Below are 21,784 nucleotides of genomic sequence, written 5' to 3' on the forward strand. Positions count from 1 at the left end.
TCAGGTCCCATGGCACGCTCTGTACTCGTCACCGGGGGCAATCGCGGCATCGGCCTCGCGATCGCCCGAGAACTCGCCGCGGCCGGCGACGCCGTCGCGGTCACCTACCGCTCGGGGGAGCCCCCGGAGGGGCTGTTCGGCGTCCGGTGCGACGTGACCGTCATGGCCGACGTCGAGGCCGCCTTCGACAAGGTGGAGGCCGAGCACGGGCCCGTCGAGGTGCTGGTGGCCAACGCCGGCATCACCAAGGACACCCTGCTGGCGATGATGAAGGAGGACACCTTCACCGACGTCATCGACGCCAACCTGACCGGCGCCTACCGGGTCGCCAAGCGGGCCATCCGGCCGATGATGAAGCTCAAGCGCGGGCGCGTCATCCTCGTCTCCTCCGTCGTCGCCCTGTCCGGCTCCGCCGGCCAGACCAACTACGCCGCCTCCAAGGCCGGGCTCATCGGGTTCGGCCGGTCCATGGCCCGCGAGTACGGCTCGCGCGGCATCACGGTCAACGTGGTCGCGCCCGGCTTCGTGCGGACCGACATGACGGCCGGCCTGGACGAGGAGGCCATCGTCAAGAACATCCCGCTCGGGCGGCAGGCGTCGCCGGGCGAGGTCGCGCGCGTCGTCCGCTTCCTGGCGAGCGACGACGCCTCCTACATCACCGGGGCCGTGATCCCCGTCGACGGCGGACTTGGAATGGGGCACTGACGTGGGCATTCTCGAAGGCAAGCGGATCCTCGTGACGGGGGTCCTGACCGACGCCTCCATCGCGTTCTCGGTGGCCAAGCTGGCCCAGGAGGAGGGCGCCACGGTGGTGCTCACCGGCTTCGGCCGGCTCAGCCTGGTCGAGCGCATCGCCAAGCGGCTGCCGCACCCCGCCCCGGTGCTGGAGCTCGACGTGCAGAGCACCGAGCACCTCGACACCCTGGCCGACCGGGTCGGCGAGCACGTCGACGGGCTCGACGGCGTCGTGCACTCCATCGGCTTCGCCCCGCAGACCGCGCTCGGCGGCAACTTCCTCAACACCACGTGGGAGGACGTCTCCACCGCCCTGCACGTGTCCACGTACTCGTTCAAGTCGCTGGCGGTCGCCTGCCTGCCGCTGATGAAGGAGGGCGGCGCGGTCGTCGGCCTCGACTTCGACGCCACCAAGGCGTGGCCCGTCTACGACTGGATGGGCGTGGCCAAGGCCGGTCTGGAGTCCGCCTCCCGCTACCTGGCCCGCGACCTCGGCAAGCAGGGCATCCGGGTCAACCTCGTCGCGGCCGGGCCGCTGCGGACGATGGCGGCCAAGTCGATCCCCGGCTTCAAGGAGTTCGAGGACAGCTGGCCGGAGAAGGCGCCGCTCGGCTGGGACCTGGGCGACACGGTGCCGGCGGCCAAGGCGTGCGTCGCGCTGATGTCCGACTGGTTCCCGGCGACGACGGGCGAGATCGTCCACGTCGACGGCGGCGTCCACGCGATCGGCGCCTGACCGCCCCTTAATCGGGCCGCCCCCGCCGGACAGGCCCCTGTCCAGGCCGGCTCGTCCTCGGGCCGGTCCCGCGTCAGGCCAGGCGGTGGCGGCCGTTGGCGGCCGTCGACGGCTCGAACGGGATCGAGTCGGCCCGGTCCGCCCGCTGCCGCCGCTGCTGCACCACCCGCGTGGCCGCCACCGCCGACAGCAGCAGCGCGATCGTCAGCGCCGTGCCCAGCACGTCCGAGGCCGGGGTGCTGGGCCGTACCACCTGCTGGTCGCGCATCGGCGCCGTCAGCTCGCGCACGAGGGGCTGCGGCCACAGCAGGTCGATGCGGGCCTCGTCGGGGTCGGCCTCCGGCTCCTCGCCGACCCGCTCCTCCCGGGTGTCCATCAGGTACGGCTGGCTCTCCGGCTGCCTCGCGGAGCGGGTGGGCGCGGCCGTGGGCACCGCGGCGTGCTGCTTGTCGTCCTTGCGCTGGCGGGCCGTACCGGAGCGCGTCGGCTGCTCCGGCTGCCCGGTGCGCCGTTCGGCGGGCGGCTGTTCGGTGGCGCGCGGCGCGGGCGTCACGCCGTCGTCGTGGACGCTCTGGTCGTCGCAGGCCAGCACCGGCAGGCAGACGTCCGCCAGCTTCTCGGGCAGCAGCGTGGTGGTGGCGGACGGCTCCGGGTCGGCCTTCCTGGCCTGGCCCGGCCTGGCCGTTGGCACGGCCTCGCCGACCTTGCCGAGCACCTTGCCCGTGGTGTCGTCCACCGTGTCGGTCAGGCCCTTCGCCCTGCCTCCGGTCACGGTGTCGACGGTGTCGGTGACCTTGCCCACCGTGTCGCAGAGCGTGCCGGTCACGCCGCCGAGTAAGCCGCCCCCCTGGGGGCAGTCGTCCGCGGCGGCCGGCCCCGCGAGCGTGACCGTGAGGGCCACGGTGACCGCGGTCGCCGCCAGTGCCGTCGCCAGGACACCGGCCGCCGTCACGGTCCTGCTCCCCATCGGTCCGTCCCCTCCCGCATCGCCTTGGATTGAAATCTTTACGGACATCGCCGCCGAGACGCAGGTGTTTTCCGCCAAAGTTGCGATTCGGTATCGACTAGTGATACGCGAGCCCGACTCCCGTTCAGCCGGTCAGTCCAGGGACGAGACGTCGTCCAGGGCCTCGCGGATCTCGCGGGGCAGCACGACCTCCTCCGCCGCCAGTATCCCGGCCAGCTGCGCCCGGGTGCGGGCCCCCACGATCGCCGAGGCCACCCCGGGCTGGTCGCGCACCCACGACAGCGCCACGGCCAGCGGCGACACGCCGAGCCCGTCGGCGGCCGTCATGACCGACTCCACCACCCGCCGGCTGCGCTCGTCCAGGTACGGCCGGACGAAGTCGGCGAAGTGCGGCGTCGCGGCCCGCGAGTCGGCCGGGATGCCGGTGCGGTACTTGCCGGTCAGCACCCCCCGCCCCAGCGGCGACCAGGCCAGCACCCCGGCGCCCACGTGGTCGGCGGCCGGCAGCAGCTCCCGCTCGGGTTCGCGGGCCAGCAGGGAGTACTCGGCCTGGGCGGAGGTGATCGGCACGCGCCCCGGGATGGAGCGCTGGGCGACGCCCGCGGCGGCGAGCTGCCAGCCGGTGTAGTCGCACACCCCCGCGTAGACGGCCCGGCCGGAGGAGACGATCGCGTCGAGCGCGGCGAGGGTCTCCTCCAGCGGCACCTCCTCGTCGTAGGTGTGGAGCTGCCACAGGTCGACGTAGTCGACGCCGAGCCGGGCCAGTGACTCGTCCACGGCGGCCACGAGGTGACGGCGGGAGGCGTCGCGGGGCCGGCGGCCGAGCGGCGTCACCACGGCCTTGGTGGAGATCACCAGCTCGGAGCGCGGCACCGTGTCGCGCACCAGCCGGCCGAGCAGCCGCTCGGCGTCGCCGCCGGTGTAGACGTCGGCCGTGTCGACGAGCGTGCCCCCCGCGTCCATGAAGGTGCGGAGCTGTGCCGAGGCCTCGTCGGCGTCGGTGTCACGCCCCCAGGTCATCGTGCCGAGCCCCACCCGGGACACCGACAGGCCGCTACGGCCGACATAGCGCTGCTGCATGATCCCGCCAGGTTACCGTCCGGGCCGGGGAAAAACCGTGATCCCGGCCTGCGACACTTGGTTCGTGACCACGCTGCTTCTGGCCCGCCACGGCCTCACCGCCCTCACGGGGCCCGTCCTGGCCGGCCGCACCCCGGGGGTCCACCTGAGCGACGAGGGCCGGCGGCAGGCCGAGGCGCTGGCCGGCCGCATCGCGGGCGTGCGCCTGGACGCGGTGGTCTCCAGCCCGCTGGAGCGGTGCGTGGAGACCGCGACGGCCGTGGCCGCCGACCGCGCGACGGCCGTGAAGACCGACGACCGGTTCGTGGAGTGCGGCTACGGCACGTGGACCGGCCGCCCGCTGGAGGAGCTGGCCAAGGAGCCGTTGTGGCGGGTCGTGCAGGCCCACCCGAGCGCGGCCGTCTTCCCCGACGGGGAGCCGCTGGCCGACGTGCAGCACCGGGCGGTGGCGGCGGTGCGGGAGTGGAACGCGCGCCTGGGGGAGAAGGCCGTCTACCTCGTGTGCAGCCACGGCGACGTGATCAAGGCGATCGTGGCTGACGCGCTGGGCCTCCACCTCGACCAGTTCCAGCGGATAACCGCTGATCCGGCCGCGCTCACTGTGATTCGATATACCCCCTTGCGTCCCTTTCTCCTCAGGCTTAACGATATGGGGGAATTGCGGCTCCCCGAGGATTCGGAGGAGAAAGACGGGGGAGAAAACATCACCGGGAGCGATGCCGCCGTCGGCGGCGGACCCGGGACCACGTAAGGTCAGGCTATGCCGGTCTTCGACTACGACCCACCAGAGAGGTTCGTGGCCGGTGCCCTGGGGCAACCGGGCGCCCGAGCCTTCTTTCTGCAGGCCAGAGCCGAGGGCAGACTGACCACGGTCGCGCTGGAGAAGCTCCAGGTCGCCGCGCTCGCGGGCAGGCTCGACGAGCTGCTCGACGAGGTGCTGCGGCGCAGCGGGGGCACCGCGCACGTGCCGGCCCTCGCACCCGCCGACCTCGCCGACGACGACCCCCTCGACGTTCCGCTCTCCGAGGACTTCCGGGTGGGCACCATGGCGCTCGCCTGGGACCCCGAGACCTCGCAGGTGGTGATCGAGGCGCAGGAGATGGTCGAAGAGGAGGACCTCGACGTGCCCGATCCCGCGGTGCTGCGGGTCCACATCAGCGCCGGGGCCGCGCGGGCCTTCACCGCGCGCGCCCTGCGGCTCGTCGCCGCGGGGAGGCCACCCTGTCCCCTGTGCGGCCAGCCCCTCGACGCCGAGGGGCACATCTGTGTCCGGCTCAACGGCTACCGCGGGGGTGAGGCGGCCTCATGAGCGCCCCGGAGAGCGAGCCCGCCGTCAGGCACTCGCACACGCCGGTCATGGACGAGGAGAGCGCGCTGAAGCTCCTCCGTGACGGGCGCCTCGACGTGGTGGGGCGCCTGGTCGAGGCGACCAACCTGACGCTCTACTGCTCCGTCACGCTCGCCGGGCAGACCGTCGCCTGCGTCTACAAGCCCGTACGCGGGGAGCGCCCGCTGTGGGACTTCCCCGACGGCACCCTCGCGGCCCGCGAGGTGGCGGCCTTCGAGGTGTCCCAGGCGACCGGCTGGCAGATCGTGCCGCCGACCGTCTACCGCGACGGGCCGTTCGGCCCCGGCATGTGCCAGCTCTGGATCGACACCGAGCGCGAGATCGACCTGATGCGGCTGGTGCGCAGCCGCAACCCGGTGGTGCGGCGGATGGCGGTGTTCGACGCCGTGGTCAACAACGCCGACCGCAAGGGCGGCCACCTGCTGCCGCTGCCCACCGGCCACGTGTACGGCGTCGACCACGGCGTCTGCTTCGCCGCCGAGGACAAACTGCGCACCGTGCTGTGGCAGTGGCGCGGCAAGCCGCTGGCGCGCGAGGCCGTCGCCGTGCTGGCCAAGCTGGAGCGCGACCTGGAGGCGGGCGCGCTCGGGCGCCGGCTGCGGGAGCTGCTCACGCCGGCCGAGGTGGAGGCGACCTGGCAGCGGGTCAGGCGGCTGCTCGACACCGGCGTCCACCCGTCGCCGTCGGAGGACTGGCCCGCCATCCCCTGGCCGCCCATCTAGCGGCGTTCACTACTCTTTGCCTCATGTGCACCGTGATCGTGAAGACAGGGTGGCCACTGACCCTCCTGTTCGTGCGCGACGAGTACGCCGACCGGCCCTGGGAGGGGCCGGGCGAGCACTGGCCCGACCGCTACCCCGGCGTGATCGGCGGTCGCGACCTCAAGGCGGGCGGCACCTGGCTGGCGCTCCACCCCACGGCCCACCGCGCGGCCGCCCTGCTCAACGGCTGCGGCGTCACGGCTGCCGAGGCCACCCGGGTCTCCCGCGGCGACCTGGCCCTGCGCGCCGCCGCCACCGGCACCCTGCCGGGCGACCCGCCCCGTGCGGACGTCCCCGCGGAGGTGAGCCTGTCCGAGGCGGACCTCACCGTGTACGACCCCTTCTTCCTCCTCCTCGTCGAACCGCCGGGAGCGCGGCTGGCCGGCTGGGACGGCGAGCGGCTGACCGTCACCCGCGTGCCCGACGGCACCAACATGATCGTCAACGCGGCGGGACTCGACCCCGCCCATCCCCGCGTCGTCGCCAACCTGCCGCGCTTCCGGGCCGGTGACTGGCGCGTCCCGGGGGAGGAGGCGCCGTCCGCCGACCCCGAGTCGCTCCTGGTCCGCCACGAGACGCCCGAGGGCAAGATCCTCACGTCGCTGTCGGCCATGCGGGTCACGCTGGCCGCCGGAGATGTGACGTACGACTTCACGGACTTGACCGCCGAACGGGACAGATAGGCTCGAAGCTATGAGATCGTGGTCCGCCCCGAACGTCCCCAAGCTGCCCGGTCAGAGCGTCCCGCTGCGGCTCCACGACACGGCCACCGGGCAGGTCCGCCCTACCGATCCCGGCCCCACGGCCCGGATGTACGTGTGCGGCATCACCCCCTACGACGCCACCCATCTCGGTCACGCCAACACCTACCACGCCTTCGACCTGGTCGGCCGCGTGTGGCGCGACGGCGGCCACGACGTCCACTACACGCAGAACACCACCGACGTCGACGACCCGCTCCTGGAGCGCGCCGAGCAGACCGGCATCGCCTGGCAGGACCTGGCCGAGCGGGAGATCGAGCTGTTCCGCACGGACATGGAGGCGCTGCGCATCGTGCCGCCACGCGAGTACGTGGGCGTCACCGAGGTCGTCGGCCGCGTCGCCGAGCTGATCGCGTCCCTGTCCGCCAAGGGCGTCACCTACGAGCTGGACGGCGACGTCTACTTCAGCTCGGCCGACGCCCCCAAGTTCGGTCAGGTGTCCGGGTACGGCGAGAACGAGATGCTGGAGCTGTTCGGCGAGCGGGGCGGTGACCCCGACCGGCCGGGCAAGCGCCACCCCCTCGACTGGTTGCTGTGGCGGGCCGAGCGGCCGGGCGAGCCGGCGTGGGACTCGCCGCTGGGCCGGGGCCGGCCCGGCTGGCACATCGAGTGCACCGCGATCGCGCTCGACCACCTGGGCGCCGGCTACGACGTGGCCGGCGGCGGCACGGACCTGATCTTCCCGCACCACGAGTGCGGCGCCTCGGAGGGGCACGCGGCGACCGGCGAGTGGCCCTTCGCCAAGTTCTACACCCACGCCGGCATGGTCGCCCTCGACGGCGAGAAGATGTCGAAGTCCAAGGGCAACCTTGTGTTCGTGTCGCGGCTGCGCCGGGAGCACGACCCGATGGCGGTCCGGCTGGTCCTGCTGGCCCACCACTACCGCGCCGACTGGGAGTACACCCCGGAGCTGATGGAGCGGGCGGAGCGGCGGCTGGCCCGCTGGCGCGAGGCGGCGGCGCTGCCGTCGGGGCCGCCCGCCGACGAGCTGCTGGCGCTGGTGCGGGAGCGGCTCGCCGACGACCTCGACGCGCCGGGCGCGCTGGCCGCCATCGACGCCTGGGCCGAGCGGGCGCTCGCGGGGGAGGGGGCCGACGCCGGAGCGCCGGCCCTGGTCCGCGACCTGTCCGACGCCCTGCTCGGCGTCGCCCTCTAGCGGAGGCGCTCCGGCTCGGACGGGGATGCCTCACACCAGGAGACGGCGTGACGGGATGATCTCGGCCGACATGTTGCGCTCCATCATGCGCAGCGCGGCCCGGCCGAGATCCCCGTGGACCGGCGCCACGCAGTCGGGCGGCACCACCACGTCGAACTCCCGCACGTACGCGTCCAGCGCGCTGTAGAGGACGCACTGCTCGGTCACCTGCCCGGCCAGCAGCACGGTGCCGATCCCGCGCTGCCGCAGCATGTGCTCCAGGGCGGTGCCGTAGAAGGCGCTGTGGCGGACCTTGGCCAGGAACGCGCAGTCCCTCGGCGGCACGATCGGCCGCACCAGGTCGGGCCGGCGCCCCTTCAGCGCCCGCGTCACGAGATCCTCCCGGGTGGCGGCGAAGTCGCCGTAGTTGTCGTTGACGTAGATCAGCTCCACGTCGTCGCGCCGGTGCGCCCGCCCCGCCAGCTCGGCGAGCTTGGGCACGATCGGCTCCACCCCGTGCACGAGCCGGTCGGCGTCCTCGTGCTCGTACGGGTTCAGCATGTCGAGCACGATCATCGCGATTCCCGGCATCCTCGGACCACCACCCCCCGACGCCACGCTCAGGCGCCCAGCCGCTCCAGCTTGCCGTGGCCCGCCAGCTCGGCGGCGAACCAGTCGATGGTCCGGCGCAGCCCCTCCGCGGCGGGCACCGCGGCCCGCCAGCCGAGCCGCTCGGCCGCCAGCGTCGTGTCCGGCCGGCGCACCATCGGGTCGTCGGCCGGCCGTTCGATGAACTCGATCGGCGACGACGACCCGGTCAGCTCCTTGATCAGCGTGGCCAGCTCCAGCATGGTCAGCTCGCCGGGGTTGCCGATGTTCACCGGGCCGGCGAAGTCGCTCCCGGCCATGGCCAGGACGCCCGTGACCGTGTCGTCGACGTAGCAGACGGACCGGGTCTGCCCGCCGTCGCCGGTGATCGTGATCGGCTCGCCCAGCAGCGCCTGCCGGATGAAGGTCGGGATCGCCCGGCCGTCGAAGGGCCGCATGCGCGGGCCGTACGTGTTGAAGATCCGCACGATGCCGGTGTCGGTGTCACGGGAGTGCCGGTAGGCGGTCGTCAGCGACTCGGCGAAGCGCTTGGCCTCGTCGTACACGCTGCGCGGCCCGACCGGGTTGACGTTGCCCCAGTACGTCTCCTTCTGCGGGTGTTCCAGCGGGTCGCCGTACACCTCGCTGGTGGAGGCCAGGACGAACCGGGCGCCCTTCTCCCGTGCGAGCCCCAGCGCGTGCAGCGTGCCGACGCTGCCCACCCGCAGCGTCTCGATGGGGTAGCGGAGGTAGTCGGCGGGGGAGGCGGCCGAGGCGAAGTGCAGCACCAGGTCCAGCCGGTCGGGCACGTGGACGTACCCGGTCAGGTCGCACTCGATGATGCGGAACTGGGGGCGATCGATCAGATGCTCGACGTTGCGCGGCCCGCCGGTGAGGAAGCTGTCCATGCAGATGACCTCGGCTCCCTGGCCGAGCAGGCGTTCGCACAGGTGGGAGCCGAGAAAACCGGCTCCACCGGTAACCAGAGCCCTCATGAGGTGACCTCCATCACGGCCTCGACGACTTCGGAGACTTCGATCCGCAGCAGGCCGGGGTCGACCCGGTCGCCGTGCGGGTCGCCGGCCAGCCCGGCCCACAGCGCGACGTGCCGCCAGCCGGGCGGCGGCCCCCACCATGCGGGCGGCACCGGCCCGAACAGCACCACCGACGGCACGCAGAACGCGGTCGCCAGGTGCCCCACGCCCGTGTCGCCGCACACGACGAGCCGGGCCCGGCCCACCAGGTCGATCAGCCCGGCCAGGTCGGTGCGGCCGGCGAGCACCCGCCCGGCGGGCAGCCCGGCCAGCTCCGCCACGCGCGTGGCGATGGCCTCCTCCTCGGCGTTGCCGGTGACGACGACCTGGCCCACGGAGCCCTCCAGGGCCGCGGCCACCTGCGCGAACCGCTCGGGCGGCCAGCGGCGCGACGGGAAGGCGGCGCCCGGGTGGACGACCACGGGCCCGGTCCGGTCCGACACGCCCAGCGTCAGGTCCGACGGGTCGGTCTTGACGCCGTACCACTCCAGCATGTCGCACCAGCGCCGCACCTCGTGCACGCCCTCCCGCCACGGCGGGCCGTCGGTGTGGCTCAGCAGCCGCCCGGGCCGGGTACGGCGCAGCGCCTCGACGCTCTGCGGGCCCTTGCCGTGCAGGTTGATGGCCACGTCGGGCCGTTCGACCGGCACCGGGCCGGGACCCCGCACGTCGATCAGGTCGTCGACGGCCCCGGTCAGCGGGATGAGCGGCCGCAGCGCGGCCGGCGCCGCGAGCGTGATCCGGTGGACGGGGAACTCCTGGCGCAGCGCGCGCAGCGCGGGCACGGCCGTGAGCAGGTCGCCCAGGCCGAGCCCGCGCAGCGCGACGAGTTCTAGGGCCATGACGTCTCCGTCGAGGGGCACACGACCAGTTCCCTGACCTCGCACCCGGCGGGCTGCCCGAGCGCGAACACGATGGTCCGCGCCACGTCGGCCGGATCGTTCAGGCCCGCGTCGGGACCGGGTTTGTACTGCTCCGGCCGGCCGTCGAAGAACGCGGTCCGCATGCCGCCGGGCACCAGGAGCGTCACGCCCACCTGCCCGGCCAGCTCGACGGCCAGCGCCCGGGTGAAGCCCACCACGCCGAACTTCGACGCGCAGTACGCGGTGGCGTCGCTGAGCGGCCGCAGCCCCAGCGTGGAGGCGCAGGTGACGACCTTGCCGCGCGACGTCCTCAGGTACGGCAGCGCCGCGCGCACGACCGAGGCGGTGCCCAGCAGGTTGACCATGATCACGCGGTCCCAGTCGTCGGCGGCCACGTCCTCCAGCCGCCCGCAGGCGTCGACGCCCGCGGCGGTGACCACGGCGTCGAGCCCGCCGGCCCGCTCGGCCAGCTCGCGCACGGCCCGCTCGGCCTCGGCCCGGTCGGACAGGTCGGCGACCACGTGATCGACGCCCTGCCCGGGCTCGCGCACGTCGGCGACCAGCGGCCGCCAGCCCTCCTTGGCCACGGCCTCGGCGGTGGCCAGGCCCAGGCCCGAGGCCCCTCCGGTGATGAGGACGTTCATGTGCTCTCCTTCTCGTGGCGGTTTCTCGTGGCGGTACGGCTTCCGCGCACCGCGGGAGCCCGGCCGGCGCGGCTCAGCGGATCTCCCTGATGAGGTTGGTCGTGGAGCGGCCCGGCAGGCTGCTGAGGACGACGATCTCGGCGCCGAGCCGGTCGAGGATCTCGGCCTCGGGCAGCACGTCGCCCTCGTAGTCGCCGCCCTTGACCCACACGTCCGGCCTGAGCCGCTCGATGGCCGCGGCCGGGGTGTCCTCGTCGAACACCAGCACCGCGTCCACGCAGGCCAGCGCCCGCAGCACCTCGACCCGGTCGCGGACGTCCACGATGGGCCGGGTCGGGCCCTTGAGCCGGCGGACGGAGTCGTCGGAGTTGACGCACACCACCAGGGCGTCGCCGAGCGCGCGGGCCCGCCGCAGCAGGCTGACGTGGCCGGCGTGCAGCAGGTCGAAGCAGCCGCCGGTGGCGATGAGCCGCCCGCCGTACGCGCGGGTCAGCTCGGCCACCTCCAGCGCGGTGCGCGGCCGGTCGCCGAGCTCCTGCTCCTGGGTGCGGATGGAGGCGGCGCCACCCCGCTCGACGAAGCGCGACGCCTCGCCCACGCCGATGGTGACCGCCTCCTCCACGCCGGAGCCGTCGCGCAGCGCGAGCGCGGAGGCGGCGGCCAGCCGGTCCCCGGCGCCGCACACGTCCTGCCCGGAGGCGGACACCGGCGCCGGCACCTGGGTGAGCACGCCGCCCTGGCGGGCCAGCGCCGCGCCGCGCACGCCGAGCGTGACGGCCACGGCCCGCGCCCGCAGCGAGCGCATGAGGTGGCGGGCCGCCTGGTCGGGGCCCTCGTACGGGACGTCGCACATGAGGCGGGCCTCGGCCTCGCTGGGCGTCAGCAGCGCGCACCCGGGCACCGGCTCCTGGCCGAGCGGGTGCGGGTCCCACACGAGCGGCACATCCAGCCCGCGCAGGGCCTCGCGCACCGCCCGGGCGACGCCCCGGCCGTAGTCGGACACGAGCACGGCCCCGGCCTGGCGCAGCGCCGCGGCGACCTCCTCGCCCGCCGCGTGCCGGGCCCTGCCGTCGCCGGAGTCGACGCGCACCAGCGTCTGCCCCCGCGCCCGGACGCGGGTCTTGCGCACGGTGCCGCCGCGCAGCGGCAGCCGCACCAGCTCCACCTCGCCGGCCAGCAGCCCGCACAGGCGCCGCCCGTCCTGGTCGTCGCCGATCGCGGTGACGAGCACCACGTCGGCGCCGTCGCGGGCGGCCAGCAGCGCCGCCAGGCCGGCTCCTCCCGGCCGGGAGTGCTCGGCCTCGACGTCGACCACGGGGACGGGCGCGTCCGGGCACAACCGGTCCGCCACGCCCTCGACGTCCACGTCCAGCAGGGTGTCGCCGATGACGACGAGCGGACCGCTCACAGCGCCTCCTCGACCGCGTCGCAGAGCAGGTGGATGAGGGCGAGATGCACCTCCTGGACCGTCGCCGTCTCCTCGGCGGGCACGGTGACGGCCTCGTCGCACAGTCCCGCCAGCGGGTTGGGGCCGGGCCCGGTCAGCGCCCAGGCGAGCATCCCGCACTCGCGGGCGGCCTTGGCGGCGGCCAGCACGTTCGCGCTGCCGCCGCTGGTGGACAGGCACACGAGCACGTCGCCCTCGCGGCCGTGGGCGCGCACCTGCCGCGCGTACGCCTCCTCGGCGCCGTAGTCGTTCACGATCGCCGTCAGCGACGAGGTGTCGGCGTGCAGCGGGATCGCCGCGTACGGCGGGCGGTCGGCACGGAAGCGGCCCACCAGCTCGGCCGTCAGGTGCTGCGCCTCGGCCGCCGAGCCGCCGTTGCCGCAGGCCAGCAGCCTGCCGCCGGAGCTCAGCACCCCGGCCAGCTTGCCGCCCCACGCGCGGACGACGGCCGTGTGGCCGTCGACGCGCGCCAGGGTGGCGCACAGCTTCTGCAGATGCGCGTCCATGGCTCACCCTCCCAGCGCCGTGAGACGGCACAGCCTGCCGTCGATGACCTGCGTGTACACGGTCTCCGTGCGCTCGGCGACGCGCGGCCAGCCGTACCGTTCGCGCGCCCGGCGCGCCCCGGCCGCGCCCATCGCGCGGCGCCGGGCCGGATCCGCCAGCACGTCCTTGAGCGCCCTGGCCAGGGCACGCGGGCGGCGGGGCGGCACGAGCAAACCGCATCCGGCGACGGTGTCGAGGTGGCCGCCGACGGCCGAGGCGATCACCGGCACGCCGCACGCCATCGCCTCGACCGGCGCCATCCCGAACGGCTCGTACCACGGCACCGTCACCAGCACGTCGGCCGAGCGCATGAGCGCGGGCACCTCATCGCGCGGGACGCTGCCGACGACCCGCACCCGGTCGCCGAGGCCGCACCCGTCGGCCAGGTCGCGCAGCCGTACCGCCTCCTCGTCGTCCACGCGCCCGCCGGCGATCACCAGCTCGGCGCGCGGCAGCAGCCGCATGGCCTGCACGACGGTGTCCACGCCCTTGCGCGGCACCAGCCGGCCGATGCTGAGCACCCGCGCCATCCGCCCGCCGCCCGGGGCTCCCGCGCCGTCCCAGGCCCAGGAGGCGCCGGAGGGTGGCGCCGACGGGCCGTCGGGACGGAACGTGCCGGTGTCCACGCCGCACGGCACGATCGCGATCCGCTGCTCGGGCACGCCCATCGCGCGCAGCTCGTTCACCTCGTCGCGGCAGGTCGCGAGCACGGCGTCGGCGCTGCGGCCGATCTGCCGCTCGGTGTCCACGCGGTGGGCCGGGCTGGTGTCGGCGGCGCCCTGCCAGCGCCGCTTGACGGTGCCGAGCGCGTGGAAGGTGTGCACCACCGGCACGTTCCCGGCGGCCCGCAGCGAGGCCTGCCCGCTCATCCAGAAGTGCGCGTGGATGACGTCGGGCGGCTCCTCCTCCCATCGCGCCGCCAGGCGCGCGGTGAACTCCGGCATGTACGGCGGCAGCTCGTCCTTCGGGACCGGCGCGGCCGGGCCCGCGGTGACGTACTCCAGGCACACGCCCCGAGCGATCACGACGCGGTCCGGCTGGTCCGGCCCCCAGCGCCGGGTGTGGACGACCACCTCGTGGCCGCGCGCCCCGAGGGCGGCGGCCAGGGCGGCGACGTAGACGTTCTGCCCGCCGGCGTCGACGCCGCCGATGGCCGCGAGCGGGTCCGCGTGCTCCGAGACCAGGGCGATTCTCACTGGTTCAGCTCCCTCACTGCCTTGACGACCTGCTCACTGGTCACCTGCGCCAGACAGGGATGGCCGGGCACCGGGCACACGCGCGCCCGGGAGTCCCGGCATGGTGCCCCCTGGTCGCCGAGCAGGACCGTGGGGACCCGGTACGGGGCCCACCGCGCCGCCGGGACGACCGGGGCGAACAGGCTGACGACCGGCGTGCCGACCGCCGCCGCCAGGTGGGCGGGGCCGGTGTTGCCGGCGACGAGCACGGCGGCGCCCTCGATGACGGCCGCGAGCTCCGCCAGCGTGGTCGCGCCGCCGAGGTCCACGGCCGCCTCGGGGGCCCCGCCCGCGACATGGGCGGTCAGCTCACGCTCCATGCCGGTGACGACGATCCGGTGGCCGTCGTCGGCCAGCTCCCGCACCGCCTCGCGGTTGCGGTCGGGCGGCCAGGTCCGGGCGGGCGCCGACGTCCCGGGGTGCACGACGACGTACGGGCCGGGACCCAGGCCGAAGCGGGACACGTCCGGCAGCGGGCGGCGGACGGCGAGCCGGCCGTCGTCGCCGGGCGGCAGGTCGAAGCCGGCGGCGCGGGCAACGGCGAGCATCCGCTCCGCCTCCGGGACGTCCAGCCCCTCGTCGACGACGTGCCGCACGTCGAGCAGCGAGCCGGGGTAGTCGTTGCTGATGGCGCAGATCCGGCCCACCCCGGCCAGCCGCAGCAGCAGCGCCAGCGGCAGCGCCGACTGGTGGAACGAGGTGAGGATCACCGCCTCGTCGACGCCGCCGATCCGGCCGAGCAGGTCGTCCACGTCCTCCGGGGACACGGGCGGCGGCCGGTGGTCGATCCACGGCGCCTGCCACACGATCACCCGGTCCACGCCGGGCAGCAGCTCGGCCGCGGCCCGGCCGCGCGGCCCGGCGAGCACGGTCACCTCGCGCGCGTGCGCGCTCACGGCCCGGACGGCGGGGCCGGCCAGCAGCACGTCCCCGGCGTCGTCCAGCCGCGCCACGAGCACCCGTCCGCTCATCGCCGCACCTTCCATTCCCCCCGCAGCCGGTGCGCGCAGGCGACCGGCGGGATCAGCACGCTGGTGACGGCCATCCGCAGCACCTCGCGCGGCGTCCGCGGGCCGGGCGCGATGCGCGCCCAGGCGAACTCGGCGGTCAACGCCGCCCACCCCGCGCCCGCCACCGCCGCCGGCAAGGCGGTGTCCGGCCGGCGGGCGCCCAGCAGCCGGGCCACGCCGAGGCCCGCGGCGGCCAGACCGAGGGCCGTGGCCGCGGCGTGGCGGCGCAGCCGTCCCCGCGCCCCGCCGATCGCCTCCCGCCACCCCGGCCCGTGCAGGCGCCGCATCAGCGCGTCGTCGGCGTTGCCCCGCTGGAAGCGCACGCTGGCCCAGAACCCGTCGTCGCGCACCGGGTGCACGGTCACCCGCTCGCCCCGCACCAGCAGGTGCCCCCGGTTGGTCAGCCGCAGCGCCAGGTCCGCGTCCTCGCGGTAGGCCCGGGGGAAGCGCTCGTCGAACCCGCCGACCTCCTCCAGCGCGGCCCGCCGGTAGGCGATGTCGGCGGTGATCCACAGCGCCCCGGCCAGGCCCGCCGTGTTCCGCTCGGCGTCGGTCGGTCTCCGGCCGGCGGGCAGCGGCACCCTGATCCGCCCCTGGCTGCCCGCGACCGGCGGCGACAGCCCGGCCAGGTCCTTCCACAGCGCCTCGTACCAGCCGGGCCCCGGCACCACGTCGTCGTCGAGGAAGGCCACCCACGGCGTCGAGGCCGCCCGCCAGCCCGCGTTGCGCGCGGCGGCGGGCCCCCGCCCGCCGGACCGCACGACCTTCACGTGCCCGGGTGTCACCAGCGGCGCCCCGTCATGTCCGGCCGGCCGATCGTCCACCACGATCACCGGCACGTCCGGCCCGAGCGCCGCGAGCGTCGCGCGCAGGCTCGGCCGCCCCACCGTGGGGACCACCATCGTGATCACTGAGCGAACACCTCCCGCCGCCGCACCAGGTACGGCCCGAGGGCGAGCACGTCCACCGGCGAGGAGCCGAAGCACTCCAGCGCGTCGCGCGGGTCGTCCACCATGGGCCGCCCGGCGGTGTTGAGGCTCGTGTTGACCACGACCGGAAGCCCGGTGCGGGCCTCGAACGACGACAGCATCCGGGCCAGCAGCGGCTCCGAGCGCGGCGACACCGTCTGCACCCGCGCCGTCCCGTCCACGTGCACCACGGCCGGGATCCGCTCCCGCCACACCGGGTCGACCTCGTGCACGAACAGCATGTACGGCGAGGGCACCGGCCCCCGCGTGAAGATGTCGCGGGCCCGCGACTCCAGCACCATCGGCGCGATCGGCCGGAACTGCTCGCGGCCCTTGACGTCGTTGAGCCGCTCGGTGTTGCGGGCGTGCCCCGGGTGGGCGAGCAGCGAGCGCCGGCCGAGCGCCCGCGGGCCGTACTCGGAGCGGCCCTGGAACCAGGCGACGATCCGGTCGGCGGCCAGCTCGGCCGCCACCGCGTCGGCCAGGTCGGCCGGCCGCGTATACGGCACCTGCGCCACGTCCAGCCAGGCGCCCAGCTCCTCGTCGGTGAAGCCGCGACCCAGGTCGGCGCCGATCATGGGCGTGGCCCGCTCGCCGTACGCCTGCGCCAGGTGCAGGGCGCCGCCCAGCGCGGTGCCGGAGTCGCCCGCGGCGGGCTGCACCCACACCTCCTCGAACGGCCCCTCGTCCAGCAGGCGGGTGTTGGCGACGCAGTTGAGCGCCACCCCGCCGGCCAGCGCCAGGCGCCGCTCCCCGGTGCGCTCGTGCAGCCAGCGGGCCAGCTCCAGCAGCACCTCCTCCAGCCGCGCCTGCACGCTCGCGGCGAGGTCGGCGTGGTCCGGCGTCCACGGCGAGCCCCTGGACAGGGCCTTGGCGTAGGAGTTCCAGTCGATCGGCTCGACCCGGAACCCGCCGTCCTCCGTGGTGCGGATCAGCTCGCGCAGCGACTCCAGGTGCCGCGGCCGGCCGTAGGAGGCCAGCGCCATGACCTTGTACTCGTCGCTGGAGCGCAGGAAGCCCAGGTGCTGGGTCACGTCCTCGTACATCAGCCCGAGCGAGTGCGGCAGCTCCTGCGCGGCGAGCACCTCCAGCTCGCCGTCGCGGTAGCGGCCCGCCAGGTGGGAGACGTTCTCGCCGCGGCCGTCGCACACGAGCACCGCGCAGTCCCGGAACGGCGCGGCCAGCCCCGCCGAGGCGGCGTGCGCCACGTGGTGCGGGACGAAGCGCACCCGCGCCGGGTCCAGGCCCGGCAGGGCCGTGGCCAGGAAGTTCGGCGCGCGCACCGCGTACTTCGTGCGCAGGTCCTCCCAGTCGCCCTCGGGACGCTGGACGACCAGGGACGGATCGTAGGAGTAGGCGACCGCGTCGAGATCCTCGGGGGACAGCCCGGCCTCGGTCAGGCACCAGGCGGCCGCCAGCTCCGGCAGCTCCCAGGCCGAGAAGGCGAGCGGCCGCTTGCCGTGCTTGCGGCGGCTGAACCGCTCCTCCTCCGCGGCGGCGACGATGCGGCCGTCGGCGACGACCGCCGCGGCGGGGTCGTGAAAGATCGCGTTGATGCCGAGAAATCTCATCTGGCTCCTCCCACCGGATGGAGAACCGCTACCGAGAGAAGCGACTCTCAAACATGCGGCATCGCGTGGAGGTGCGAAAACAGCCTGCGGGCCCTGCGATTGGTCACGCTCGGTAGTTGTTTGTGGGGGACCTCTCCGGGTAGCTGACCGGCCGGCGTGACGGAGGTGAGTGGTGTTCGTACAGCGAGGTCCCGGGGCCGTGCTCTTCGACCGCGACGGGACCCTGATCAGGGACATCCCGTACAACGGAGACCCCGGCAAGGTGCAGCCGATGCCGGGGGCGGTCGAGGCGCTGTCACGCCTGCGGCGCGCGGAGATCCCGGTGGCCGTGGTGACCAACCAGTCCGGGGTGGCCAAGGGGCTCATCACGCCCGACGAGATGGGGCAGGTCAACGCCCGGGTCGAGGAGCTCATGGGGCCGTTCGACGCGTGGGCGATCTGCGTCCACGACGACGGCGACTGCTGCACCTGCCGCAAGCCCGCGCCGGGCCTGGTCATCAGGGCCGCGGCCGTGCTGGACGTGAGCCCGCGCGACTGCGTGGTGGTCGGCGACATCGGCAGGGACATGGAGGCGGCGCGCGCGGCGGGCGCCCGCGGCATCCTCGTGCCCACGCCGCAGACGCTGCACCAGGAGGTCCTGGAGGCCGCCGAGGTGGCCGCCGACCTCACCGAGGTGACCGACCGGCTGCTCGGCGACCTGGAGGCCGCCCCCGTCCCAGCCGGGCACTCGCGCCGGGCCCGCGTGCTCGGCTGGAGCCGCTGGTGAGGATCCTCCTGTGGCACGTCCACGGCGCGTGGACCAGCGCGTTCGTCCGCGGGCCGCACGAGTACGTCCTGCCGCTCGTCCCCGGTCGCGGCCCCGACGGCCGGGGCCGCGCCGACACCTACGACTGGCCCGGGAGCGCCCGCGAGGTCAGCTGGGACCGGCTGCGCCACGAGCCGATCGACGCCGTCGTCTACCAGCGCCCCCGCGACCTCGACCTGGCCCGCGAGTGGCTCGGCCGCGACCTGCCCGGCGTCTACGTCGAGCACAACACGCCCGCGGGCGACGTGCCCCGCACCCGCCACCCGCTCGCCGGCCGGGACGACGTCACGCTCGTCCACGTGACCCACTTCAACGAGCTGTACTGGGACAACGGCAGGGCCCCCACCCGGGTGATCGAGCACGGCGTCCCCGACCCCGGCCACCTCTGCACCGGCGAGCTGCCCCGGGCCGGCGTCGTGGTCAACGAGCCGGTGCGGCGCACCCGCGTCGCCGGCACCGACCTGCTGCCCCGCTTCCACGAGGCCGTGCCGCTCGACGTGTTCGGCATGAAGGTCAGCGAACTGCCGTACGGGACGTACGAGGACCTGCCGCAGCACCTCATGCACCGGGAGCTGGCCCGGCGGCGCGTCTACCTGCACCCGTACCGGTGGACCTCGCTCGGGCTGGCCCTCATCGAGGCGATGACGATCGGCATGCCGGTCGTGGCGCTGGCCGCCACCGAGGCCGTCGAGGCCGTCCCGCCGGAGGCGGGCGTCATCTCCACCAGGACGGACGTGCTGGTCGGAGCGCTGAAGGAGTTCGCCGCCGATCCGGAGCGGGCCGCCCAGGCCGGGAAGGCCGCCCGCGCCGCGGCCCTGACCCGCTACGGGCTCGGCCGGTTCCTCGCCGACTGGGACAGGCTGCTCGACGAAGTGGTGTGACCCGCGGGGAAAGGGGTAGGCGCCCTGAGCATGATGATGCTCGACTGGTCACGCAGGGCCGCCTGCCAGGCCATGGACCCGGAACTGTTCTTCCCGATCACGATGGAGGGGCCGGGCCGTGAGCAGGTGGAGCAGGCCAAGTCGGTGTGCCGGGGATGCCCGGTGCGCCAGCCCTGCCTGGACTACGCGATCGACACCCGCCAGGTCAACGGCGTCTGGGGCGGCACCGACCCCGACCAGCGCCGCTCCCTCATCCCGATGGTCGTGCGACGGCCAGAAACCGTTCCCGCTCGCCTGCTTCCAGGTGATCGCTGAACAGCACGCCGTCCAGATGGTCCACCTCGTGCTGCAGCACCCTCGCCAGCACGCCCAGCGCCCGTACCGTCGCGGGCTTGCCGAACATGTCACGGCCGCGCGCGACCACCATGTAGGAGCGCTCCAGCGGCCACCACACCCCCGGCGCCGACAGGCAGGCCTCGTCCGCCGTCACGCGTCGTTCCGACAGCTCCAGGCGGGGGTTGACGAGGTGGCCTGACCGGCCCTCGTACGCGTAGGCGACCACCCGCAGCGGCACCCCGATCTGGGGCGCCGCCAGCCCCGCGCGCCCCGGGCCGCCGCGCATCGTCGCGATCAGCGCCTTGACCACGCCGCGCAGCTCGCGGTCGAAGTCGCGCACCGGCGCCGCCACCGAGCGCAGCACCGGGTCGTCGAACAGGTGGATGGGCCGGACCGTCACCGAACCTCCCCGAAAGGTCGCTTGGTCACCCGGAGGGCTTCCCGCGCCCGCTCGCGATCAATCCCGGACGGCGGCGGATGTGGCACCGCGGTGACAACTGCCTGCCGTTCTCGCCGCGCACGGTTTCCGGGGCGCTTGTAGCACAGCGGTAACAGAAGGGACCCAGCGGCGAAACGGCACGAAAGCACCATGGACCGCGTGATCTCACTTCTGGCTCACGTGCCTGTGATGCCCGGCCGGGTGCTCGGGGCCCGGCCGGGCCCGCCGGCTCCCCCGATCCATCAGGAGGTGTCCGCGTGAGCGCGCTCCCCGACGAGGACCCGTCGCGTACCCACGAGACGGCTCCCAACGCCCTGTCCGGCTTCACCGTCGGCGTCACCGCGACCCGCCGGCGGGAGGAGTTCGGCGCGTTGCTCGAACGGAGAGGCGCCCGCGTGGTGAGCGCGCCGGCGATCCGCCTCGTGCCGCTCGCCGAGGACTCCGACCTGCTGGCCGCCACCCGCCTCAGCCTGGAAGGACCCCTCGACGACGTGGTGGTCACCACCGGCGTGGGGTTCCGGGGCTGGGTGGCCGCCGCCGAGGGCTGGGGCCTGTCCGGCGACCTCGTCGCCCGGCTCGCCCGCGCCCGCCTGCTCACCCGCGGCCCCAAGGCCAGGGGAGCGGTCCGCGCCGCCGGCCTGGACGACCACTGGACGCCCGCCACCGACTCCTGCCAGGAGGTCAAGGAGCACCTGCTCGCCCAGGACCTGCGGGGCCGGCGCATCGCGGTGCAGCTCCACGGCGAGCCGCTGGCCGACTTCGTCGCCGACCTGCGCGCGGCCGGCGCCGAGGTGATCGAGATCCCCGTCTACCGGTGGCTGCCCTACCGCGACCCCTCGCCCCTGCGCCGCCTCATCACCCAGACGATCTCCGGAGCCGTCGACGCCGTCGCCTTCACCAGCGCGCCCGCCGTGCACGCCATGCTCGCCGCCGCCCGCGCCGAAGGGCAGGAGGAGTCGCTGCTGGCCGCCTTCGGCGACCGGGTCGTCGCCGCCTGCGTCGGCCCCGTCACCGCCGACCCGCTCGTCTCCCGCGGCATCCCCACCCTCCAGCCGGAACGCTCCCGGCTCGGCGCGCTCGCCCGCGCCCTGGCCCGGCACCTGCCCGAGCACGGCGTCACCCGCGTCCTCGCCGGCGGGCACCACCTGGAGATCCGCGGCCACGCCGTCGTCGTGGACGGCGAGCTGCGGCCGTTGCCGCCCGCGCCGATGGCCGTGCTCAAGCGGCTGGCCGACAAGCCGGGCCACGTGGTGTCCCGTACGGAGCTGCGCACGGTGCTGCCCGGCAGCCTGGCCCGCGACTCGGCCGAGCACGCGGTCGAGATGGCGATCACCCGGCTGCGGCGCGCGCTCGGGCCGGGCGGCATCGTCGAGACGGTGGTCAAGCGCGGCTACCGCCTGGCCTGCACCCACGAGGCCCACCAGTGAGCGTGCGTCCGGGCCCGCCCCGGAGCCCGTCTCCGCATCCGTCCCGGGCGCTGTCGAAAGGGCCGTCCCGGGGGCTCCCCCCGACGCTGACCCGGGGCGGCGCGCCCACGCTGGTGCTGGCGGCGCACGGCACGCGCAGCGCCGAGGGGGAGCGCACCCTCGCCGAGCTGGCCGCCGCCGTCCGCCGGCGACGGCCGGGGCGCCGCGTCGAGCTGGCCTACCTGGAGATCAGCGGCCCGCTGCTGCGCGACGTCCTGCCGGCCGTCCCCGGGCCGGTGGTCGTGGCGCCCCTGCTGCTCGCCGGCGGCTACCACGTCCACGTCGACCTGCCCGCCGTGCTCGCCGAGCACCGGCCGGGGGCGCTCATGGCGGCGCCGCTCGGCCCCCACGGGCTGCTCACCTCCGCGCTGACCCGCTCGCTCACCCGCGCGGGGCTGCGCCGCACCGACGCGGTCGTCCTCGGCGCG

At 74.8% G+C, this 21,784-nt stretch carries 25 protein-coding genes; 12 read left to right on the plus strand and 13 right to left on the minus strand.

Annotation, left to right across the window (positions count from 1 at the left end; translation table 11 throughout):
- Positions 1-9 precede the first annotated feature (9 nt).
- Complete coding sequence (fabG, locus tag ABZS51_RS16010; RefSeq protein ID WP_355440918.1) at positions 10-705, plus strand: 3-oxoacyl-ACP reductase FabG; 696 nt, start codon at positions 10-12, stop codon at positions 703-705.
- 1 nt (position 706) lies between these two features.
- Positions 707-1,471 carry an enoyl-ACP reductase FabI gene (gene fabI, locus ABZS51_RS16015; protein ID WP_310709003.1) on the plus strand — a complete coding sequence of 255 codons (765 nt, stop codon included), beginning with the start codon at positions 707-709 and terminating at the stop codon, positions 1,469-1,471.
- Between the two features lie 73 nt (positions 1,472-1,544).
- On the opposite strand, the gene ABZS51_RS16020 is transcribed toward fabI, so the two are convergent.
- Both ABZS51_RS16020 and ABZS51_RS16025 read right to left on the minus strand, forming a co-directional pair.
- Positions 1,545-2,438: a hypothetical protein gene (locus tag ABZS51_RS16020; RefSeq protein ID WP_355440922.1), complete on the minus strand. Its 894-nt coding sequence runs from the start codon at positions 2,436-2,438 to the stop codon at positions 1,545-1,547.
- A gap of 132 nt (positions 2,439-2,570) precedes the next feature.
- The gene (locus ABZS51_RS16025) at positions 2,571-3,518 is read right to left on the minus strand and encodes an aldo/keto reductase (RefSeq protein WP_355440925.1); all 948 of its coding nucleotides are present in this window, start codon (positions 3,516-3,518) and stop codon (positions 2,571-2,573) included.
- Between the two features lie 64 nt (positions 3,519-3,582).
- Between ABZS51_RS16025 and ABZS51_RS16030 the strand changes: the two genes are divergently transcribed.
- From ABZS51_RS16030 to mshC, 5 genes are read left to right on the plus strand one after another with little or no spacing between them, the layout of a single operon-like run.
- On the plus strand, positions 3,583-4,269 hold the full coding sequence (locus ABZS51_RS16030) for a histidine phosphatase family protein (protein WP_355440928.1): 687 nt from the start codon (positions 3,583-3,585) through the stop codon (positions 4,267-4,269).
- Positions 4,270-4,278: 9 nt separating this feature from the next.
- A complete protein-coding gene (locus ABZS51_RS16035; RefSeq protein ID WP_310709007.1) occupies positions 4,279-4,827 on the plus strand; it encodes a DUF3090 domain-containing protein in 549 nt (182 codons plus the stop codon).
- Positions 4,824-5,588 (plus strand): SCO1664 family protein, encoded by a 765-nt coding sequence (locus ABZS51_RS16040; RefSeq protein WP_310709008.1) that lies wholly within the window; start codon positions 4,824-4,826, stop codon positions 5,586-5,588. The genes ABZS51_RS16035 and ABZS51_RS16040 overlap by 4 nt, the downstream gene beginning before the upstream one ends.
- A 23-nt stretch (positions 5,589-5,611) precedes the next feature.
- Positions 5,612-6,310, plus strand: a complete 699-nt coding sequence (locus ABZS51_RS16045; protein ID WP_355440931.1) for an NRDE family protein — start codon at positions 5,612-5,614, stop codon at positions 6,308-6,310.
- Positions 6,311-6,320: 10 nt separating this feature from the next.
- Positions 6,321-7,544 carry a cysteine--1-D-myo-inosityl 2-amino-2-deoxy-alpha-D-glucopyranoside ligase gene (gene mshC, locus ABZS51_RS16050; RefSeq protein ID WP_355440934.1) on the plus strand — a complete coding sequence of 408 codons (1,224 nt, stop codon included), beginning with the start codon at positions 6,321-6,323 and terminating at the stop codon, positions 7,542-7,544.
- A gap of 30 nt (positions 7,545-7,574) precedes the next feature.
- Here the strand turns inward: mshC and ABZS51_RS16055 are convergent, their stop codons facing one another.
- The 10 genes from ABZS51_RS16055 to ABZS51_RS16100 form a co-directional block, all read right to left on the minus strand.
- Positions 7,575-8,114: an isochorismatase family cysteine hydrolase gene (locus tag ABZS51_RS16055; protein WP_355440936.1), complete on the minus strand. Its 540-nt coding sequence runs from the start codon at positions 8,112-8,114 to the stop codon at positions 7,575-7,577.
- 29 nt (positions 8,115-8,143) lie between these two features.
- Positions 8,144-9,106: a UDP-glucuronic acid decarboxylase family protein gene (locus ABZS51_RS16060; RefSeq protein ID WP_355440939.1), complete on the minus strand. Its 963-nt coding sequence runs from the start codon at positions 9,104-9,106 to the stop codon at positions 8,144-8,146.
- Complete coding sequence (locus ABZS51_RS16065; protein ID WP_355440942.1) at positions 9,103-9,987, minus strand: glycosyltransferase family 9 protein; 885 nt, start codon at positions 9,985-9,987, stop codon at positions 9,103-9,105. Before ABZS51_RS16065 ends, ABZS51_RS16060 begins: the two co-directional genes overlap by 4 nt.
- Entirely contained in the window at positions 9,978-10,652 is a 675-nt protein-coding gene (locus ABZS51_RS16070) for an SDR family oxidoreductase (RefSeq protein WP_310709014.1), read from the minus strand. Before ABZS51_RS16070 ends, ABZS51_RS16065 begins: the two co-directional genes overlap by 10 nt.
- Positions 10,653-10,725: 73 nt before the next feature.
- Positions 10,726-12,060 carry a PfkB family carbohydrate kinase gene (locus tag ABZS51_RS16075; protein ID WP_355440946.1) on the minus strand — a complete coding sequence of 445 codons (1,335 nt, stop codon included), beginning with the start codon at positions 12,058-12,060 and terminating at the stop codon, positions 10,726-10,728.
- On the minus strand, positions 12,057-12,605 hold the full coding sequence (locus tag ABZS51_RS16080) for an SIS domain-containing protein (protein ID WP_355440949.1): 549 nt from the start codon (positions 12,603-12,605) through the stop codon (positions 12,057-12,059). Before ABZS51_RS16080 ends, ABZS51_RS16075 begins: the two co-directional genes overlap by 4 nt.
- 3 nt (positions 12,606-12,608) lie before the next feature.
- The gene (locus tag ABZS51_RS16085; protein ID WP_355440952.1) at positions 12,609-13,841 is read right to left on the minus strand and encodes a glycosyltransferase; all 1,233 of its coding nucleotides are present in this window, start codon (positions 13,839-13,841) and stop codon (positions 12,609-12,611) included.
- On the minus strand, positions 13,838-14,851 hold the full coding sequence (locus ABZS51_RS16090; protein ID WP_355440956.1) for a glycosyltransferase family 9 protein: 1,014 nt from the start codon (positions 14,849-14,851) through the stop codon (positions 13,838-13,840). Before ABZS51_RS16090 ends, ABZS51_RS16085 begins: the two co-directional genes overlap by 4 nt.
- Positions 14,848-15,792 (minus strand): glycosyltransferase, encoded by a 945-nt coding sequence (locus tag ABZS51_RS16095; RefSeq protein WP_355440986.1) that lies wholly within the window; start codon positions 15,790-15,792, stop codon positions 14,848-14,850. The genes ABZS51_RS16090 and ABZS51_RS16095 overlap by 4 nt, the downstream gene beginning before the upstream one ends.
- Before the next feature lie 5 nt (positions 15,793-15,797).
- Positions 15,798-17,429: a carbamoyltransferase C-terminal domain-containing protein gene (locus tag ABZS51_RS16100; RefSeq protein WP_355440959.1), complete on the minus strand. Its 1,632-nt coding sequence runs from the start codon at positions 17,427-17,429 to the stop codon at positions 15,798-15,800.
- Between the two features lie 172 nt (positions 17,430-17,601).
- Here ABZS51_RS16100 and ABZS51_RS16105 point away from each other — a divergent pair, with 172 nt between their 5' ends.
- Genes ABZS51_RS16105 through ABZS51_RS16115 form a run of 3 tightly spaced genes read left to right on the plus strand, consistent with a single transcriptional unit; the run spans position 17,602 to position 19,430 of the window.
- Entirely contained in the window at positions 17,602-18,195 is a 594-nt protein-coding gene (locus ABZS51_RS16105) for an HAD-IIIA family hydrolase (protein ID WP_355440962.1), read from the plus strand.
- Positions 18,192-19,115, plus strand: coding sequence for a glycosyltransferase (locus ABZS51_RS16110; protein WP_355440965.1), 924 nt, complete (start codon positions 18,192-18,194; stop codon positions 19,113-19,115). The genes ABZS51_RS16105 and ABZS51_RS16110 overlap by 4 nt, the downstream gene beginning before the upstream one ends.
- A gap of 30 nt (positions 19,116-19,145) precedes the next feature.
- Entirely contained in the window at positions 19,146-19,430 is a 285-nt protein-coding gene (locus ABZS51_RS16115) for a WhiB family transcriptional regulator (RefSeq protein WP_310709023.1), read from the plus strand.
- Here ABZS51_RS16115 and ABZS51_RS16120 read toward each other — a convergent pair.
- Positions 19,366-19,851, minus strand: a complete 486-nt coding sequence (locus ABZS51_RS16120; RefSeq protein ID WP_355440969.1) for a peptide deformylase — start codon at positions 19,849-19,851, stop codon at positions 19,366-19,368. The genes ABZS51_RS16115 and ABZS51_RS16120 overlap by 65 nt on opposite strands.
- A 296-nt stretch (positions 19,852-20,147) precedes the next feature.
- Here ABZS51_RS16120 and ABZS51_RS16125 point away from each other — a divergent pair, with 296 nt between their 5' ends.
- Together ABZS51_RS16125 and ABZS51_RS16130 are read left to right on the plus strand one after the other, a co-directional pair.
- Positions 20,148-21,317, plus strand: a complete 1,170-nt coding sequence (locus ABZS51_RS16125; RefSeq protein ID WP_355440972.1) for a uroporphyrinogen-III synthase — start codon at positions 20,148-20,150, stop codon at positions 21,315-21,317.
- Positions 21,314-21,784, plus strand: a 471-nt coding sequence (locus ABZS51_RS16130) for a CbiX/SirB N-terminal domain-containing protein (protein ID WP_355440975.1), incomplete at its 3' end; no start/stop codon positions are given. The genes ABZS51_RS16125 and ABZS51_RS16130, both read left to right, overlap by 4 nt.

The organism is Nonomuraea sp. NPDC005501, assembly GCF_040605905.1.
Taxonomy (GTDB): Bacteria; Actinomycetota; Actinomycetes; order Streptosporangiales; family Streptosporangiaceae; genus Nonomuraea.